The 20,401-nt window shown below is 41.8% G+C and carries 13 protein-coding genes and 1 pseudogene; 12 read left to right on the top strand and 2 right to left on the bottom strand.

All coding sequences use genetic code 11. The annotated features are described in order from the left end of the window. Positions 1 to 112 precede the first annotated feature (112 nt). The 7 genes from A6J60_RS11495 to A6J60_RS11525 all read left to right on the top strand — a co-directional run bounded on the left by A6J60_RS11495 (position 113) and on the right by A6J60_RS11525 (position 10,977). Complete coding sequence (locus A6J60_RS11495) at positions 113 to 3,169, top strand: ComEC/Rec2 family competence protein (protein WP_127891449.1); 3,057 nt, start codon at positions 113 to 115, stop codon at positions 3,167 to 3,169. Between the two features lie 217 nt (positions 3,170 to 3,386). Next, positions 3,387 to 4,472, top strand: coding sequence for a signal peptide peptidase SppA (sppA, locus tag A6J60_RS11500; RefSeq protein ID WP_096066119.1), 1,086 nt, complete (start codon positions 3,387 to 3,389; stop codon positions 4,470 to 4,472). Continuing rightward, positions 4,473 to 5,363, top strand: a complete 891-nt coding sequence (locus A6J60_RS11505) for an alpha/beta fold hydrolase (protein ID WP_096066120.1) — start codon at positions 4,473 to 4,475, stop codon at positions 5,361 to 5,363. Between the two features lie 95 nt (positions 5,364 to 5,458). Next, entirely contained in the window at positions 5,459 to 6,292 is an 834-nt protein-coding gene (locus tag A6J60_RS11510) for a CPBP family intramembrane glutamic endopeptidase (protein WP_227526139.1), read from the top strand. 413 nt (positions 6,293 to 6,705) lie between these two features. After that, the gene (locus A6J60_RS11515) at positions 6,706 to 7,893 is read left to right on the top strand and encodes a YjgN family protein (protein ID WP_096066121.1); all 1,188 of its coding nucleotides are present in this window, start codon (positions 6,706 to 6,708) and stop codon (positions 7,891 to 7,893) included. 20 nt (positions 7,894 to 7,913) lie between these two features. Further along, positions 7,914 to 9,029: a M48 family metallopeptidase gene (locus A6J60_RS11520; RefSeq protein ID WP_096066122.1), complete on the top strand. Its 1,116-nt coding sequence runs from the start codon at positions 7,914 to 7,916 to the stop codon at positions 9,027 to 9,029. 160 nt (positions 9,030 to 9,189) lie between these two features. Further along, positions 9,190 to 10,977, top strand: coding sequence for a WG repeat-containing protein (locus A6J60_RS11525; RefSeq protein ID WP_193778061.1), 1,788 nt, complete (start codon positions 9,190 to 9,192; stop codon positions 10,975 to 10,977). A gap of 111 nt (positions 10,978 to 11,088) precedes the next feature. Here the strand turns inward: A6J60_RS11525 and A6J60_RS11530 are convergent, their stop codons facing one another. After that, positions 11,089 to 11,961 (bottom strand): LysR family transcriptional regulator, encoded by an 873-nt coding sequence (locus A6J60_RS11530; RefSeq protein ID WP_193778062.1) that lies wholly within the window; start codon positions 11,959 to 11,961, stop codon positions 11,089 to 11,091. Between the two features lie 212 nt (positions 11,962 to 12,173). On the opposite strand from A6J60_RS11530, the gene A6J60_RS11535 reads away from it, so the two are divergent. The 5 genes from A6J60_RS11535 to A6J60_RS11555 all read left to right on the top strand — a co-directional run bounded on the left by A6J60_RS11535 (position 12,174) and on the right by A6J60_RS11555 (position 18,037). Next, entirely contained in the window at positions 12,174 to 13,079 is a 906-nt protein-coding gene (locus A6J60_RS11535) for an ABC transporter ATP-binding protein (protein WP_096066125.1), read from the top strand. A 51-nt stretch (positions 13,080 to 13,130) separates the two neighbouring features. Next, positions 13,131 to 14,813 carry an ABC transporter permease subunit gene (locus A6J60_RS11540; RefSeq protein WP_096066126.1) on the top strand — a complete coding sequence of 561 codons (1,683 nt, stop codon included), beginning with the start codon at positions 13,131 to 13,133 and terminating at the stop codon, positions 14,811 to 14,813. 117 nt (positions 14,814 to 14,930) lie between these two features. Next, positions 14,931 to 15,947, top strand: a complete 1,017-nt coding sequence (locus A6J60_RS11545) for an ABC transporter substrate-binding protein (protein WP_096066127.1) — start codon at positions 14,931 to 14,933, stop codon at positions 15,945 to 15,947. A gap of 183 nt (positions 15,948 to 16,130) precedes the next feature. Beyond that, the gene (locus tag A6J60_RS11550; RefSeq protein WP_227526140.1) at positions 16,131 to 17,267 is read left to right on the top strand and encodes a TIGR03364 family FAD-dependent oxidoreductase; all 1,137 of its coding nucleotides are present in this window, start codon (positions 16,131 to 16,133) and stop codon (positions 17,265 to 17,267) included. Next, entirely contained in the window at positions 17,267 to 18,037 is a 771-nt protein-coding gene (locus A6J60_RS11555; RefSeq protein WP_096066129.1) for an HAD family hydrolase, read from the top strand. The genes A6J60_RS11550 and A6J60_RS11555 overlap by 1 nt, the downstream gene beginning before the upstream one ends. 1,501 nt (positions 18,038 to 19,538) lie before the next feature. Here A6J60_RS11555 and A6J60_RS11560 read toward each other — a convergent pair. Beyond that, positions 19,539 to 20,173, bottom strand: a pseudogene (locus tag A6J60_RS11560) (IS1595 family transposase). Positions 20,174 to 20,401 lie beyond the last annotated feature (228 nt).

Genomic DNA, 20,401 nt, shown 5'->3' on the forward strand with positions numbered 1-20,401 from the left:
ACTTCATATTTAAACAGTAAAACATAAAGCAGCTTTAGCTTTAACCAATCATCACTGAGTTAAACCGCAGCACGTAACCATCATTCACGTAACTGTCATTAAGGATAATGATTTGATTTGGCTAGCAGGGAGCATGGCGCTTGCCGTGGTGTTGGCCGTGTTACAGCTATCACCAGAGCAGCTGACGGTCATTAGCTTAGGGGTGAGTGCTGAGCGTTGGCAACTGTCTGCTTATCTCTTCATGGCATCGTGGTGCCTGCTTTGGCTATTACCCTATGGCTACCGTCTGTTTTTTAGCCCTTCAGGCTTAGCGTCCTCTTCCGAAGTTTCTGCTTCAAACCAACCGCTGCATCACACGCAACCCCTTAAAAAATTCTCCTCTCAATTAGCATCCTTTCTACATACCAGTCAGCCCATATATGCTCTAATGATGATGAGTGTATTTTGGTTGGCTATTATGATGAATAGCGTGGCGCAGAGGATGGTGGCAATAGAGCAGTCAGTGCCACGCGTGATCTCAGTTGAGGCCAATGTTACACCGCTAGGCGTGAGTGATAGGCGCTTAGCTTTTGAGTCTGATCAGCAGCAAGTATTGAAGCAAGGCTATCGGCAACTGGTTACCTTGCATGATATCAAGCCCTATACCCGTCAAAATAACAGTGCACTGGCGACTCAAGCCGAGCAGAATATAACCACTAATACTTCCCAAGCTAATACCGAAACTAATAAAACCAAATCAGGCACGCCTGCCAAACAACAATTGCAACACAATCCACTATCAGTTGATACCAGTCAGTTAGAACATACATTATCGATAACAGCGTCTACTGCAACTAATCATTCAACCAATGATCAATTACCGACAACCATGACAGTCATGTTGTCTGGATATAAGCCGCCATTAATGGCGCTAAATGACTTTGCGCCTGATGAGCAGTTACGGATGCAGCTGCAATTAAGCCCGATTGAGTTGCTAGAGGATGACAGTGAAGGTGAGTTTGATGAATATCGTTGGCTGAGCAGCCGCCATGCCACAGCCAAGGCTAAAGTATTAAGTGCAGAGTTTGACTCAAAACAAAAGCAACAATCGACATTAAGGTTATGGATTGACAGTAAGCGCTTTGGTTTGCGTGAGCACTTCATAAAGCTAACTGAAAACCAACAGCAAGTCAGTTCTAACGATCAGCTTCAGCACCGGACAATACCGACTACAGCAGATGCCATTGCCGTCACCTTAAGCCTACTTACCGGTGATCGCAGCTTAATCAGCAATCAGATAACTGAGCTTTATCGCTTTGCTGGTATTTCTCATTTATTGGCCATTTCAGGTACTCATGTTTTATTTTTGGCCATGTTATGTGCGGGGTTAGTGACAGGATTGCTAACTCATTTTGCACCAGGATTTTATCGTGTTGTGCCACGTTGGCAGTGTGCCTTTGTTATTTCAGTGATTGCCGCTTTTGGCTATGCCTTGTTTGCCGGCTTTGATGTGCCCGCTCTGCGAACAGCGTGTATGCTGTTGGTAGTAGGCGTGCTGCGTTATGTATTAGCCAGTGCTTCGATATTTAAAGTTTTGTTGGTATTGGCAGTGGCCATGGTTTGGGCCGATATATTCGTGCTTTGGCAGGCAGGATTTTGGTTGTCCTTTATTGCGGTAGCTGTATTGGTTATCTATAGCCAGCGCTGGGAAAAGGACGAACGCTTGCGACCGCAACAACAGCAGTCAGACAATGTTGATTCAAGCAAGCTGTCTCAAGTATGGCAGGGTATTAAGCAAGCTGTTTGGGGGGTATTTAAGTTACAGCTGTGGATGTCTTTGGCGTTGTTACCCATCAGTTTGTGGTTATTTGGGCAGGTGTCTTTATGGGGTTTTGTGGTGAATTTATTTGCCATTGGTTTGTTTGGATGGGTGATAGTGCCTATTAATCTGCTGGCAGGGGTGTTGCATGCGGCCTTGCCTAATTATCCACATATTTCTGATAGTCTTTGGTCTGGGCTGTTTTGGCTTTTACAGCAGTTGCATAGTGGCTTGTTTGCGCTGCAAAGCACTTGGCAGCAAACTGGGTGGATATATGCCAGCCCAAGCTTAGTACTGTTATTATTAATCACATTGGCTGCAATACCTTGGATATTGCCCAAAGGCATATTAAGCCGATTGCTATCACTGCCGCCATTGTTAGTCATTGCCACTATGGCTATATATCAGATGCAGCAGCAACAAAATTTGTTGCATATCCAAGTACTAACTCCGCCTAAGCAAGTTAAATCAGCTCCCTTATCGGCTACTTTAATCTGGCATCAGCAGCAATCTTGGTTATTACTGTCTGCTTATCCTCAGACAGGTTATGCTAAAGCTAAAAGTAATAATAATACTAAACAAGGCAGTTTTAATACTAAGCCACAAGCTTTATGGGATTTGCAGCAACAACAACAGCTGACCCAAAGTCTGTATGACCAAATCAAACAACAACAAATCGGTCATTTAACCGGTGTGATAGTACAAACCGCTACGCCACAACTGGTCACTATGGTTGCGCAGTTAAGACAAATGCTACCCATATCTTATTACTGGCAAGCCGGGCTATCAGCGAATAGTTCCTATGTCGAATCAAAGTTGGCTAGCTCTGGAATGACCGCTCAGGGCTGTCATGTGGGCCTATCATGGCAATCTAATATTGATCATGATTATTCCAGCGACAGTGCCAAACCCCGAGAAGCTCAAACCAAACAAGGGTTTATGATAACCGCCGTCACCGGATGGGATGAGGTGCAAAGCGAGTCAGTTTGGGGTTGTGCGATAGATTTAACCACCGATGCAGCGCTAGATTTACCTAAATCAGTGAGGCTTGCAACCATTGATGCTGCTGAAGCTGTTAACAGTGGCGTAGCTAAGGCAGGACAGCCACAGCAGTTTTTGTTTTACAGCAGTGCCAAGCCGGCACTGGGTCAATTGTGGAATTTGATGTGTGAGGGCGATGCAGATATTGCCAACAAGCAAACGGCACGCCATCATTGGCTAAGCACATCACAGGCGTCTATTGATAAACAGCTAGTGAGTAATCGTCAGCCACTATCTTGGCATATCCTAGATGAGTCAATCTTGCCAGCGACGCTGAAACAAAAACAAACCCATCTGTATTGGCAGCAGCAACCGCTAAGCGTTAAGTAAAAAAGCTGCATTAATATTTTACAGAATTACCCCTGACAAACCGCCATTCATTAATGTATTGTTGTTAGCAATATTGGTTTTGGCTATTTTTAGCCCAATGAAATACAATTGTATATATTGTTGTACAATGTATTGTATTAATGAAGACACGTCTTTGTGTCACCCCTTTATTTAGAACCATCACCGTATCAATATTTTAGTAGGATTCACATTTTATATGTCAAACTGGCCACCCGATCCAAATAAGGTTCCGGATAATCAACCATCTAATAACCAACCACCTCAAAATCCCAATAACAAACGACCACACACTGCACAAATAGCACCTGTTACAGGTGGGCGTGAGTGGCACTTGTTAGAAAAAACATTACTGGCAAGCATTGAAGAGCAGCGCAGAGCGCGTCGCTGGCGGGTTATTTCTAAGCTATTAAGCCTGGGTACCTTATTGCTGGTTATCTTTATGCTTAGTAAAGGCTGTACGCCTTCTGAAAAAGGCTTGGCCACTGTCGATGTCAATAAACCGCATATTGCTGTGGTTGAGTTGCAAGGTGTGATCAGCGCCAATGATCCTGCTAATGCTTATGACGTCAGTAAAGCATTGACCGAGGCCTTTGAATCAAAAGGGTCTAAAGCGGTGGTGATGAATATTAACTCACCAGGGGGCTCACCGGTGCAGTCAGATGAAATCTGGCAGACCATGATGGATCTACGTGAAGAATATCCTAAGAAAAAGCTATACGCTATCATTGGTGATATGGGCGCATCAGGTGCTTATTATATTGCCTCTGCTGCGGACGAAATTTATGTTAACCCGTCAAGTTTGGTTGGTTCAATTGGTGTGATTATGCCAGGCTACAATGTCGAGGGCCTAATGGATAAGCTTGGCGTTGAAGATAGAACCATTACCGCCGGTGAATATAAAGATATCCTAAGTGTGAGCCGTGAGCTGACTGATTTTGAACAGCAACATGTACAAAGTGTGCTAAGCAACACCCATAAGCACTTTATCAATGCTGTTAAACAAGGCCGCGGTGATAAGCTTAAAGATGCTGAAGAGAATAACTTATTCTCCGGCTTATTCTGGACTGGTGAGCAGTCTATTGAACTTGGGCTTGCTGACAAAAAAGGCAGTCTGATGACGCTTGAAAAAGAGCTTGATCTGGATAATGTGATTAACTACACACCTGTCGATCCAATGCAGCAGCTGTTAGACAGCTTTGCTATCAAAATGGGTGCAGGTATTGGCTCTAGCGTCGATATGAAGCTACTACCACAGGAACAATCAACGACCGAGATGAGATAAATGTCAAACCATTTAACCTGTCCTGTTAATTTGGATTTTTCTAAGTTACCCGTATCGAAGATTACGGGTAAGCCTGTTATCCACTTTGCGCACGCCAATGGCATGCCAAGTCGGGTTTACCAGCCTATTTTTGAACTTCTAGAGCAGCACTTTACCGTCGAGTACATCCCAACGCTTGGCTTTGATGAGCAAGGTCAGTCAACGTATCCGATCGATAATCATTGGAAGAGCTTAACTCAGCAAGTAATTGATAGCGTCAAGGCAGTTTCCAAAAAGCATAAAGTGCCAGTGATTGGCTTAGGTCATTCACTTGGCGCTCTGTGTACCTTGCAAGCCTTGTACAAGAAGCCGAAACTGTTTTTGCAAGTGGTGCTGATGGATCCGCCATTAATATATGGGCGTGATAATTTATTTTGGCATTTGGCCAAGTGGTTCTCGCCAAAGCATGTCGATCAAATCTCGCCGGCAGGGATTTCCAAAAATCGCCGTGATGTTTGGGACAGCCGTGAGCAAGCCAGAGAGCTGTTAGGCCCAAAACGTTTCTTTAAGAACTTTGATCCTCGCACCTTTGAAGGCTATATCCAGCATGGTATGCGCAGTCTACCAGATGGGCGAGTGACCTTAACTATTCCAAAACAGGCAGAAGTGGCCGTATTTCGCACCAATCCGTCATGGTATTGGCTAAAGCCCAATAAGCCGCCCAAAGAGCCAGCGACCTTATTAATTGGTGACCACAGTCAGTTTTATCAGCGTGGTTTTCCGCCAAAGGTGCGAAAGCGTTTATCTATACCCTTCAAACTGCATCCAGGCGGACACATGTTCCCCTTAGAGTATCCTGACTCTGTCGCACAGTTGATTATGACCACTATTATGGAGCAGATACAGTCTTAGCCGTCCAATATCAATAACCCTTGTCGGGAGTAACATGTCCTGACAAGGTACGCTAATCTTCCATCCATACTTAATATGATAGCTACTATAAGCCTATGCCTATAAAGCCAAAACGCACACTATTTGCCATTCCTGATCAGGCAGTACCGCCTATTTCGCTGTTTTCAAAGCCAGGGGTGGTGATGCTGTATATTGGCATGGTTGGGTTGTTTTTTATATTTCAATTAGTCGGGGTGTATCTCTTTTCGCCGATAGTGATAGATGACCCAAGCCTAACTACTGCCCAAGCGTTTGCGATGGGCAGCTTTAATGGGACGGTCACCAGTTACGCCATGCTATTTACTTTATTAATGCTGCTGTTATTTAGCTATGCGTTAATTAAGATGTTACTCAAAATGCATCCATCCCAGCGTCATAAAGTGTCTTCTTCAAAACAATATGATTCTATCAGTTATGGCGTTAAAGACTATCTAGCCATCAAGCCCTTTGCATTGCATATTGCGATGGGGGTGATTGGTCTGTGGTTGGTATTTGTCATTGGTACCGAGACCCTAACTTACCTTTTGGACAAAGATCCGACAGCCTTTGTCGATGATCTGTACTTTAGTGCTGATCCAAAGTGGCTGCTGATATTGGTGATGGTCGTGGTCGCGCCCATCTATGAAGAAGTGGTATTCCGAGGTGTCTTGTGGTCTGCGATAGTGGAACAGTATCAAGGTAAAAAAGGGGTGTGGGTGGCCAGTGTGGTGACCAGTGCCATTTTTGCGTTGATTCATCTTCAATACGAACTGTATGAGATGAGTGTTATCTTTCTATTGGCCTTATTATTAAGCTATGCCCGCGCCAAGTCAGGCTCTTTGCTGCTGCCTATCGTCATTCACATTATCAATAATGGCGCTGCCATGTGGTTATATTTGATGCTTATCTAAGTTAATAATCAAAAACACTCTTAGAATTTAGCGCCAATTAATTATCTATCAACCAGTCACTTTATACCGCAAGCTATTGATGACTGTTTAAGCTGTCTATCTTAGATGGCTTATATCTTTTATACAGTTCTTATCTTTCAAGCGGTTCTTTCAATCTCTACAAATCCTCTGCGCATACACAGCAACTGTTTTGGTTTAATTGAACACCTATTTGATTAAACAATTTAAACAAACATTTAAAAAGCTATTCCAAATAACTAACCTTATAATTTATAATCATTTTTTACCTTTGCCGGGTTTGGTTAAACCAATAGAGTGGTTTAACACTATAAGCCTTATGGTAAATGCTTAAACAAGCGAGTATCAAGGGTCGTATGCTTGATGCTACAAAATTACAGGGTCCTAGGGATAGTATGAAACAAGTTAAATTTAACGGTACTGGCGCTGAGTATTTTAAGATATGGATTATTAATCTCATCTTGTGCATCATCACTTTTGGTATTTATTACCCATGGGCGAAGGTGCGTACCCGTCGATATTTTTATGCCAATACTGAGTATGCGGATCGATTCTTTGATTATCATGCCACCGGTAAGCAGCTATTTTTTGGCTACTTAATTGGGGTATGTATCCTCATTGTTCTTAATATTATCAGTGCTATCTTTCCCACGGCTGGCTTTATATTACCGGTCATTTTATTTTTCTTTGTTCCCTGGATTATCTGGCGTAGCTTAAAGTTTAATATGCGTATGACCAGCTTTAGTAACGTGCGCTTTAGCTTTGATGGTAGTCTAAAAACCGCCTACTTTATTTATATGCTCATTCCTATCGCGATCTACATCGCCATTATTGTGCTGATGGTGGTGGGTTTCGCGAGTATGGCTGGGTTTTCAAATATGTCTGATGTTAATATGGATAGCATAAACACCGGAGGCATCGTTATCTTTGGGATAGCTGTGATTTTAGCGCTGGTATTGATGGTTTATATGACTGGATTATTGGCCAAAAAGTCAGCCGAATATCAGATTGGTGAGACAAGATTTGGTCAAGGTCGCTTCTTTATTAATGTCAACACCAAAACCTTTGTAATGATTGCGTTTAAAACAGCATTAATCAGTGTGGTGTCACTGGTACTGTTTATGACCTTCATTGGTTTGAGCTTTTCTTCAATGCTGTCTGGCGAAGTGGGTGGCAGTGTGGGTAACAGTGCGGCAAGCTCGTTTTTTATGGGTTCGTTCTTTATTGTCTACATTGGCTTTATCGCTGCATCATTATTCGCCGCAGCTTATACTTACAGCCGTCAGCGCCAATATATTTATGCCAATACCACATTGGATCAAACGATCCGCTTTAAATCCAGCGTCGGTGCCAAAGCCTATTTTGGTGTGTTAATTACCAATATGCTGCTGATAATCGTCACTTTGGGTTTCGGAATGCCTTGGGCCAAAGTTCGTGTCGCACAGTATTTGGCAGATAATACTTGGATTGATGCCGAAGATATGGATATCAACCAATACTTAACCCAAAAAGAACAACATCAATCGGCGATTGGGGAAGAGATTGGTGATGTGTTAGATATTGATATCAATATTGCCATCTAGCCAAAATTGAGTAATCTATTATGAGTGTTATATCTGGTAAGTGGTATCCAAAAGACAGCTCAACCCAATATCAGGCGCAGATTGAGGTAACCGGTGACAACTATCAGCTGCGTCTTGAGCCGGCGACATTTGAACAAACTAATAGCCTAAGCGGGTCGTGGTCGCAGGTTAAGATTAGTGATCGTCTTGGCAATACTGAGCGTAAATTAACCTTGGCAGATGGCTCATTATTTACCACAGCCAATAATGATGCCATCGACCAGTTAATCAGCCAGCACAAAAGTAGTACCCATTCGTCGTGGAGCTTATGTCTGCACCGTCATGAGACCAAGATGAGCAGTGTGCTGAGCATGTTTCTATTAACCGTGGTGTGTGTGTTTGGCTTTGTAAAGTGGGGGCTACCGTGGACCAGTCACTGGGTTGCACAGGCTCTGCCACAAAAGACCGGTGAGTTCATTGGTAAGCAGTCACTCGACTTTCTCGATGAGTACTTTTTGACACCCACTGAGGTGAGTGACAGCACGCAACAGCAAATTATTACGCGCTTTAACAGTCGTCTGAAATCAGCAGGAGATGATCAAAACATTAATTACCAGCTGCATTTTCGTGACATGACCATGGCGGGTATGAGCATGCCCAACGCATTCGCGCTGCCGTCTGGTGATATTGTATTGACCGATAAGTTTGTTGAATTAAGCAGCAATGCTGATGAGATTGATAGCGTGCTGTTGCATGAAATGGGGCATGTTGAGAAGCGACATGGTCTTGAGATGTTGACCCAAAACTCACTGACTACCATGATTGTTATCTTAGTGCTTGGTAACCCGGATGGTATTAGTGAGCTGGCCACAGGCTTAGGCACTGCTTTGGTATCGAATCATTATTCACGCCAGTATGAGACAGAGGCGGATGAGTATGCGTTTGATAAAATGCTGCAAGTGGATATTAATCCACAAGCTTTTGTTGATATTTTGACGCGCATGGAAGAGTATAGTGGTCAGGATATGGACAGTGAAAATGCTGACAGCGACCGCTTGTCTGACTTTTTATCGACCCATCCGAATACTCAGCAGCGTGTGGATATGGCCAAAAAATACAGCCAATGTTTTGAGCAAGGCTTACGCGTTTGTGATTAATAGACGCAGGCTAATGCTTTAATAACCCAAAACTATAAATAATGGACTATAAAACCGAATGCCACTTTCCTTTTTTAAACCGTCTGTCCTAACAGCTTCTGTATCAGCTCAGCATTATTTACCACGTTTGCTAAAGCTTGCGCTGGCTGGTGCGCTCAGCATGAGTGTATCCCATGCTTATGCCTCTAATTTTGGCTGTCAGCTCAATCCAGGCTATGAATTGCCTGAAGATATTGCGCTTAATTGGCTTTGCAGTTTTAATAATGAGATAGCGCCTGCCCAACATAGATTGACCCAGAAGTATGGTGCTGTTAATCGGCAAGGTGAGGTCGTTATACCGTTTGACTATGAATCACCGGTTACCTTTTATGATGGCAAAGCGTGGGTGCAAAAAGGCGATAAGTGGGTCATCATTAACAGAGATAATCAGATTCTTGGTAAATTTGATATTCAACAAGTTTATGGTTTTACTCGCAAAGGAATGGCTTTGTTTCAACAAAACGATAAATGGGGTGTGATGAATATTGATGGTGACGTCATTATAAGGCCTCAATTTGATGATTTTGTTTACAGTTTTGGTCATGGCTCATTCAGTCAGCCCGATACGGCGATAGTCGAGATCGATGGCAAGCAGGCTGCTATTAGTGAAGCTGGCGAGATTATTTTACCGCCTAAGTTTGATGAGATTAGACAAGACAATGAGCTATTATTGGTGGTCAATGATGACAAAATGGGCGTCTATGACTTGCAAGGGAACATGCAGCAGCCTATTGAATTTGAGCCAATTAGTGGTATATCGAGAGATGAGCGCTGGGAAGACAAATATTGGTTACTGCTTGTCGATGCTAAGAGCGGTAGAATTAAAATGGGTGCCGCCAATAAATATGGAAAGACCATCGTGCCGGTTGAGTTCGATGACGTCGATAGGATAGGCGAAAATAAGTATAAAGTGTCAAAAAATGGCAAGTATGGCATTTATGGCGTAAATGGTCTTATCACGCCGATTCACTTTGATGTGATATCGGATACTCAACAGGGACCAACGCTGATTAAATATCAAGGACAGTGGGGGTATTTAAAGGACTTTAACTCACTGCTGTTGGTTGACTATGACGTTGTTGATGAGTTTTCTGAAGGCTTAGCAGCTGTCGCTAATTATCAGCATAAGCCAGATAATAACGATTCTGGCGCAGCGCAAACCACACTGTCATGGGGCTATATCAATACGTTAGGTAAAGAGGTTATTCCGTTACAGTATCAAAGCGCGAAGCCATTCAAGGATGGGCTAGCGGCTGTCAAGAATAATGACAAATGGGGTGTGATTAATTTTGAAAATAAGCAAATTGCACCCTTTGAATACGATGCCATTAGCGGTTTCAAACAAGGTTATGCTGTGGTAGGCAACTACTTACCAGACGTTATGGTTGTCGATGACATATCCGATTTTTACCGCTTAGATGAGCCATCGAGCGAGCAAGCGTCAGATGGATCAGCAGCGGAAGCGGAGGCTGAGGCTGAGAATGATGTTATTAATGGTACGCAAGCGTTAGCCAGTGATGCCATTTATGGCATTGAAGATATGACATCTCGTGAGTCATTACCGATGCGTTTTGGGTTGTTAAGTAACCAAGGCTCGCTTGTCTTTCCAGCGACTTATCAAAATATAACCAGAGCCTCTGAAGGTATGATTGCGGTTAAGAAAAACGATCAATGGGGCTTTGCGAATCAACAAGGTGATCTGATATTTGACTATCAGTTTGATCAAATCTTCCCGCCGTTTGAGCAGGGTGAAATGCAAGTAGATAACTGCTATGACGACGCGGGTAATCGTCTATATTGCCACGCTGATGAGGTGAATATTAAATCCTTACACATTAACAAACAGGGTGATATTATTTATGGTTTAAGCTCGGAGATGAGCTATGCGACAGAAGAGGCAGCAGAGTAAAACAGTTTATTGTTAAACTATAAACGTTAAACTTAAAAAAGCCATGCTAAATGCTTAAATTCTAAGTGCATTTAGTAGGGCTTTTTTTAATGTCTGTTTTTCTGATGTTGATTACGCCTCTTCTAAAGAATTCATTAAGGCGCTAACTATTTTATTACTGGATTCTTTTAGTGAAAAGATTACCTCATCATAGGTCGAACTTAGCTCTATAATAGGCAGTTTGATCACCCCCTCTTTGCGTGTTGCACTTTCACTCCAAGCAAAGCCGATGCCTAAATTTTGGTGTACCGCATCAAAAACGCTCTCTTGAGTATTAACGATATAGGTCGGGGTTAGGGTTAACTCTAATTTTTTTAGAGCATTATCAATCAGCTTTTGAGTGGTCGAGCCTTGAGTGCGAAAAATAACCGTTTCTGAAACCAATTCATTTAAGCTGATGGCTTTTTTGCTGGCGAAAGGATGATCAGGTGAGCACAAAGCAACCAGCCTTTGGGTCGCGCATTTTTTCAGCTTTAGCCTGTCGTCTTGCGGTACATTGGCCAAAATACCGACATCAACGTCACCTGCGATAACCCGATTAAAGGTCTCTTGAAAGTTGCCAAAATAAATCTCAGTTTGCAGCTTAGGGTAGGCGGCGGTGAATTGTTTTAAGATTTCAGTCCCTGGCATGGCACTACACATACCAACCTTTAATACACTGGCTTCAAACACTTCGCTTCTTTCAATCAGGGCATCAATGCCGCTTTCAATTTCTTGCATCTTACTGGTCAAAGCGCCTATCTCAAGACAATAATCAGTGGGTACCAGATATCGCCCCCGTTGTATAAATAACTTCACATCCAAGTTGGTCTCTAGCCGAGTGATGGCTTGGCTTACTGCGGACTGCGACATACCTAAGCACTTGGCCGCTTGAGTGTAGTTACCTTCCTCTAATACGGTATTTAATATCTGTAATTGATTATAGGTATAAGGCTTTTTTGTCATCATTTCACCATGGTCTAACATTAAAATTACAACTAATCTCAATGTTATACAGGTTAAATAATACGAAATCATGACAGCTATAAGGTTGGCTTATGCCTGACATAGTTTTGTCATATCTATCCTCTATATTGGTCGCATTCAAAAGTACTGTCTGTTGACGCCAACGGTTAACGTCCCTGTTAACGCTAAGATATAAGTATAGGTTTGCAACTATGTTAGAGCTCAAAAATGTGACTAAAAAGTATGATGGCAAAGTTATCTTCGAAGACTTGTCAATCAAGGTCAATAAAGGAGAGATCGTCTCCATTTTAGGTCCATCAGGCTGTGGTAAAACCACGCTACTGCATATCATTTTAGGCTTAACCAATATCAACGATGGCCGTCTTGCCTATAACGGTGAGGACATCACTCGGGTGCCGATGAAGCACAGGGGCTTCAATATTGTATTCCAAGACTATGCGCTGTTCCCAAATTTAAACGTTAAACAAAATATCGAGTATGGGCTACGCAATAGACCAAACGTCAGTACTCAAGCTGAAGTCGATGAGCTGGTCGATTTACTTGATATCAAAGCACATTTGAATAAGCGTATCAGCCAGTTATCAGGCGGTCAAAAACAGCGTGTGGCGCTGGCTCGTACCTTGGTGATGAAACCTAAAATCTTGCTATTGGATGAGCCATTATCGGCTTTAGATGGTGTCATTAAAGAGACCATTAAGGCGCGTATTCGTGAAATTGCTGAGCGCTATGAGCTAACGACTTTGATTGTGACCCACGACCCTGAAGAGGCGATGACACTATCAGACCGTATTTTATTGCTGTCAGATGGCAAAGTGGCTCAGTACGCCAAACCTGCAGAAATCATCCGCAATCCTGCCAACGACTTTGTCAAAAACTTTATCTTAAATCAGCTGAATATCAAACGCCGTAACATTCTAAGTTTGTTTGAAACGGATGATGCGCCAGTTGATCCATTAGAAAAATACACGCAAATCCAACCTGTGCGCGACATGCCTGTAAGCGAAAGTAATGCACAGGCGGGCACGGTGACTGATGAAATCAAATCAGTGATTCAGCGCGCTGCTTCTAATCTTGAAAAAGATACCACTCAAAGCTAACAGCATCACTGCCTGTTGTCTCTTAAATACGATCAAATGCGTTAGGATATTATGAAACTTAATAACTCTCCGCTGATTAAAGCCTTGTGGCTGTTTATTGGTGTGCTGTTTATCGCCTTTATGTTTATACCGCTTGGCAAAATGTTGATGCTGTCATTGAATGTCGGTGATGGTATTGGCCTTAGTAACTTCACCGATATTATCAACAGTAAAAACTTTAGACAGGTCATGTTTAATAGTTTTTTTGTTGCCATCGTTAGTGCGATGAGTGCCACATTTTTGGCATTTATCCTCGCTTATACTGTGCATTGGACCAATCTGCCAAAGGGCTTTAAGCAAACCATTAAGCTGGCATCCTTGTTTCCAATGCTATTACCGACAGTCACTTACGGTTTTGCCATTATCTATACCTTTGGTAAACAAGGACTGTTGACTAAGATGATTGGCTTTCAGTTGTTTGAGGAGATTTACGGTTTTTATGGAATGTGGCTTGGCTACACCATTTATACCTTGCCAGTGGCTTTCTTATTACTCAACAACACTTTCCAGTATTTAGACAAGAAGTTTGTGATTGTGTCTGAGTTGATGGGTGACTCACGCTGGCGTCAAATCGATATGACAGTCATTCGTCCTTTAATCGGTACCTTTGCCGCCGCCATTATCCAGTGCTTTTTTTTAGCCTTTACCGACTTTGGTATTCCGGCCTCTATTGGCGGTCAATATAACGTGATTGCAACCGAGCTATACACTCAGATATTGGGATCATCGCCGTCATTTGAACGTGGTTCAGTGGTTGCCTTATTTATGCTGATTCCGTCTATTTTGAGTATTCTACTGCTGTGGTATGTGGCGCGTTTTAATATTCGTTATGACTCGGTCGAGCACTTTGATTTACCGACCTCAAAAATCAAAGACAGGCTACTTGCTGTCCTATCTAGCGGTATTTTGTTCTCCTTGCTGTTTGTATTCGCGGTCATCTTTATTATTCCGTGGGTCAAAACCTGGCCCTATCAAATGGAATTTAGCACGGATACCTTTACCAAGGTCATCGAGTCATCAAACCTAATGCGAGTGTACAAAAACTCATTAATCGTAGCGACGCTAACCGCCATATTTGGCACCATCATCACCTACGCAGCTGCCCTAATTTATGAGCGCTCAAGCTTGTTTAAAGTAGGTAAATTTAGTATCGAGAGCTCAGCGTTGGTGACAAATACCGTACCGGGCATGGTGATTGGTATCGCTTATTTGATGGTGTTCTCAGGCTCATCTATCTCAAATACCATCTTTATCATCGTGATTAGTAACATCATTCACTACTTCTCAACGCCGTATCTGATGAGTAAAAACGCCTTATCAAAAATGAATTTAGGCTGGGAGACGACCGCATCGTTACTGGGCGACTCATGGCTGCAGTCATTGCGCCGTATCGTTGTACCCAACTCAATTTTCACCTTGATCGAAGTGGCGTCTTACTTCTTTATCAGTGCCATGGTGACGATCAGTGCAGTGATATTTATCTCCGGTGCTCGCACGATGGTGCTAACAACCAAGATTGTCGAGTTGCAGCATTTCGCTCGCTTTGATGAGATTTTCATTCTCTCGCTGATGGTTTTACTGACCAATATTACAGCGCTGATATTCTTTGCTGTGGTGCGCACTCTGTATAAAAGAAGCCTGTACGGAACCGCAAAAATTAAAACCGAAGACGCTTTGACAGCGCCAGTTGTGTAGCACTGGCTGTCTAGAAAGTGTCGTCTAGTAAACAGTTAACTAGTAAATAGCTAAAGCTCATTGATTCATAAAATAATTCAAATCAATTAAAACAACCCATAATAATTAGGATGAACCATGAATATCTTTAAAAATAAAACCTTAAACACCTTAATGGCAGGTCTAACTTGCGGACTGTTGGTAACGGGCTGTGGCTCGCAATCGTCTGAAAGCGCTTCAGGCGCAGACGGCGACTACGAGGAAGTGGTTATCTATAGTAATGCCGATGAAGAAGCGGTTGAGGTGATTCAAGATGTGCTTGATGACGCAGGCTTTGAAGGTCAGTATGTGTTTCAGTCATTTGGCACCGGTGAGCTTGGCGGTCGTCTGCTTGCTGAAGGTCAAAATATTGAAGCCGATATGGTCACTATGAGCTCGTTCTATATTGAGAGTGCCCAAGCCAAGCATCCGATGTTTAAAGACTTAACCTTTGATGCAAATCCTTTGGTTGAAACGCCTAAATACTATGCACCTATCCTAAGCTTTACCGGTGCTATCTTGATGAACACCAAAGAGATGGAAGCCAATAACCTGCCAGTACCGACCAGTGCCAAAGATTTAGCCAAGCCTATTTATAAAGACCACATTGCTATGGTAGATCCAAATGGCTCATCAACCGGCTGGTTGTTTGTGCAAGATGTCGCTGCTGAATACGGTACCGACGCAGAAGGTCAAAAAATCATGAACGCCATTCGTGAAAACGCAGGTCCTAACCTAGAGTTATCAGGCTCTGGTCCACTGAAGAAGGTAATGGCAGGTGAAGTACCAATTGGTTTTGGTTTGCGTCACCAAGCCGTTGCTCATAAAGCAGAAGGTTTACCGATTGATTATGTTGATCCAAGTGAGGGTAACTACACATTGACAGAGTCGGTTGCGGTCATTGATAAGGGCGATAAAACCAATCCAAATGCTATGAAAATGGCAGAGCTGATTGTGACCAAAGCACGTCCTGGTCTGTTAGAGATTTATCCAAATGTGGTTTATGATGGTGAAACAGTCGCTCCTGAAAACCAAATCAAAAACGTTAAAACGTATCCAGAGGCGTTAACTGCTGAGCTATTAGACAAGCATCGTGCATTTTTCCATGGTGAATAGTTAAAAGATCTTATAGTCAGCGAACTACTAAACGGTTACGGTGTTAACCTCGCTAAGCCTACATTTGTAGTACTTACGCTCGGTTGCCTTGTAACCATTTTAGACTTCTTTGACTATATTTGGGCTTATCGTTAATTAAACGCGTTGTTTATTGTGTTAAGAGTCAAAAGAGTTGATATGGTTATGAATAAAAAACTTTCAGACAAAAAGTATGATGTGGTCGTTGTTGGCGGCGGTATTGTAGGGCTGGCGAGTGCTTATGCGGCAGTCAAGAAAGGATTAAGTGTTGCTGTGGTTGAGCGTCATTCACAAAACAAAGATGCCTCTGTGCGTAACTTTGGATTTGTGACGGTCAGTGGTCAACGCCGCGGTGAGCATTGGCAGCGCGCCATGCATTCACGCAATGTCTGGGCAGAGGTCGCGCCAAAAGCAGGTATTCAAGTTGAGCATTCAGGACTGCATATGTTGATGCAGCGACCAGAAGCTATGGATGTGGCTGAAGCGTTTTTAAAAACAGAGATGGGCGAGGATTGTAAATTACTCACTCAGTCAGAGATTGATGACGTTGCCCCATATCTTAAAAAAGGGCAGGGCGTGTTTTATAGTCCGCATGAGCTAAGAGTAGAGTCACACTCTGCTATTGGTAAGCTGGCGCATTGGTTAAAAGAGGCGCAAGGTGTGGACTTTTATAATCAAACCAGCGTAACGTCGATTGAGCTGCCGAATGTATATACCAGCCGAGGAGTCTTGAGTGCTGAGCACTGCGTGGTATGCCCGGGTACTGATTATAGTAGTTTATATCCTGATTTATTGGCCACGACCAAGGCTAGAATGTGTACGCTAAATATGATGCGCGTTAAGCCAAAGCAGGCCTTTACGTTAAATGCAGCAGTGATGTCAGACTTAAGCTTTGCTCGTTACGATGGGTTTGCTCAGCTTCCTGAAGCCGATGCTTTAAAGAACCTATTGGATGATATCCAAAGTGAAGAGCGTCAGGCAGGCGTGCATTTAATCGTGGTTCAGTCAGAAGATGGCTCTTTGATTATTGGTGACAGCCATGACTATAGTGATAGGGAGCTGCCGTTTAGAGACACGCGCATTGATGACTTAATCCTTAATGAGTTTTATCAAGTGATGGACATTGGTGACGTTGATATTACTCAGCACTGGCTAGGTGTTTATCCAAGTGCTGATGATGTGGTATTTAAAGCCTCACCAGAAGCAGGCGTCGTTGTTGGGTCAGTCACAGGCGGTACGGGCGCATCGACAGGATTTGCCTTTGGTGAAGAGTTAATCGAAATGGTATTGGAGTCAAAATAATGAATACGCAAAGTCATAATCAACAAAACAGCAGTACACAAGAGTTTTTAGACCGTATCAAAGCGCAATTTGACAACATTAAGCTGTGTGTATTCGATATGGCAGGCACGACAGTTAATGAAGACAATTTAGTGTACAAAACCGTACGTGACGCCATTAACCAAGCCCTTGAAGACGCTGGTGAATCAGATAAGAAAGTCAATCTTGAGCTGTGTTTAGAGCACGGTGCGGGTAAAGAAAAGCGCAATGCCATTAACGATATTTTAAACACCCTAGACTTATCGGACGCAGATATTGAATCTTTAACCAATACAGCATTTAAGACGTTTAAAAGCAGCTTAGCGACTGCTTATAGTGAAGATACCTTAGCTGAATTTGAGGGCATGACGACTTTGTTTGAAGCGCTTAAACACAGCGGCCGTCATGTGGTATTAAATACTGGTTATGATGCCAAAACAGCCAATAAAATATTAACTATTTTAGGTTGGTCAGAGGGCAATCAAATAGATGCGCTAGTAACGGCCGATGATGTCGATAATGGCAGACCAGCGCCGGATATGATTACACTGGCGATGGATAAATTCGGTGTCGCAGACTCACAGCACGTGCTAAAAGCAGGGGACAGTGGTATCGATATTGAAGAGGGTAAAAACGCTAACTGTGGTTTGGTCATAGGTGTTTTATCTGGTGCACAAAATCAAAAGCAGCTTGATAAATATAAGCCGGATGCTGTGCTAGAGAATTTGACGGATTTGAGTGCGCTGATATGACTTCAGCTAAATGTATAACGCACTAACCAAAAAGGTCATACTAAGATTTTAGTATGACCTTTTTTTAAGCTTAAAAAACTTATTCTCTGGTTAGACTAAGCTAGTATCGATTAGATTTAGTACCTGCTTGATACGGTCTGACTCTAAAATCTACGTATTATTTTTTTATTTTTTTCTGGTCATGATTAGAAGCAATTTCAATCAGCAATGCTGAGCTTTCGGTCTTATAGCGCTTTAGACGATCCATCCGTTTAAATTAAAGAGATATTAGGTGTAATATAACTGTTTCTTATCTAAATCTTATAGGTTGAAAGGCTAGCCTATTGCGGTAAGGTCTACTAAGGTTAAGCCAAACTTAAACTTAAATCCGTTATGAAATTGGTTTGCCAACGCTTATCAAGCATCGTTTATCGTATTACTTCAAGATGGCAGATAGAGTAAATAAAACAGAGTTAATTATGTTTTTGTATTTTATTTATTAAAGACAGTAGCGCATTAATAACAGTTGGTTTGCTTACTCATCGAGCAGTGGTTAATTTATAGATCTTCCATGACTGGCAACAATCAACTGACCTATAAAACCATTAGAAAAAAACAACTAAAAATAGAGCTAGCTGTGCAATATCATCGACGCCAGTAAACTGTGTATTAATTGTGTCCCCTCATATAATGTCATTAATGACTTATTCCATAGCGATACACTTTCTCGCCACTCACTTTGGTATTTGGTTTTTACCCAAAGGGAGTCTGATAAAACTCAGGCAGATAACCAGTGATCGCACACATTATGTACAGATTTTCTTTCTCTAGTCCTCGGTGTAGAACAAGCAAACCATGTTTGTCAGTGATATGTGCTTTATATAAAGATGCTTGGTATGAGTGCATCGAACACATATAGATAACTGTATCGTCATTGCTTTCATTATACTTGAGCTGCAAACAGGTTTTAATGTTTAAAAACGCCTATCCAAAAGTATCATGGATATTCATTGCAATAGCCAATGTTTTTGTACCAAATGCCACGATATCTGCATCTTCTGTTGTTCGGTATCATGACTTATGTCGGTAAGGGCGACTGCAGTACCTGCTTAGCGTAAGCAATTGCTCTATACTACTATCGATACAGCAACTATAATTAATATAATCTTGCCGATCAAATCTTGATTGACGGCTAGAGTGTCTTAATCCTAGAAGTTATTATTTTGAATAAGAATTAATGTGGATGGTTATAAGATGAGTATATTGACTTCATATATGGTTAAAACTTAGCAAGTGGTAAGGGTATAATGAATTAAGCTGATAATAGTAGCGAATAAGACAGTTTTATGGTAGCGGGCATCTCTGTCTAATTGCTATAAAAGCTGTAAATCAGGCCAACGTAAGCACTGACATTGGCCTGATTTACAGCTTTATATTTGTACTATTGACTGTTTCATTGATGAATTAGTTTTAATAAGTTGGTTTGGTATTATATAAATGAAGGGGCTGAAGTAGATAAGGGTTAAATATCACACCATTTTCTCAGAATTTTAAGCTGATCAGGTGGTGACACATAATTAAATATAAACTCACACTCTTTTAAAAAAAAAGTGGAAGTTCTTTTTATCTATTCCATTATATTTTCTAAGAATACGTTTAGACTGATTCCAGAATTTTTCAATGCCATTGGTGTGATTACGACCTTGAGCAAACTCTTTAGAATGATTTACTCTAAAATGCTCAAACTAGCTCACATCTAAGACATTATAACTAAGATAGTTATGGGTGTAGACAAAGCTGTCAGGCTTTATTTTACGCTTAATAGCAGGAATTAGAGTACTCTGTTTGGTATCATTTACAACAAAGGTATAAGCCTTACCGTTTCGTTTTAAAATACTAAATACGGCTATCTTACCAGCAGCGCCTCGACCTCTTTTACCTTTGCGTACACCACCAAAATAACTTTCGTCTAATTCAACTTCACCATCGAAGATTTCACCTGCTTCAAGTGATAGATAATAGTCTATAACGAGTCTTATCTTTCGATAGAATAATATAGCTGAATATCAGCCGCTGAACAGCAGTTACTTCAAGTACAAAGTACACAAGTAACTTTAACTGTACTTTTTTACTTAATTTACAACGGGTTAGCTTCATAAAAGCTGTTTAGCATAACCCTTATTTACTTCAGTCACTAAATCAGCATATTAATTTTTTGTTTTAATTCGGGTCAATATCTAGGTATTTTGTTTGTTTGTAGCTGAAATTAAATCCATATCTTTAGTACTGTATTCGGATAATGTATAATATTATTGTCGATAGTTACGTATTAATTGAATTGTATAATAAAAATTTTGATGCTTCACAACAAGGAAAGGAGTATTC

The sequence above is a fragment of the Psychrobacter sp. FDAARGOS_221 genome, from assembly GCF_002313155.2.
Classification (GTDB): Bacteria; Pseudomonadota; Gammaproteobacteria; order Pseudomonadales; family Moraxellaceae; genus Psychrobacter.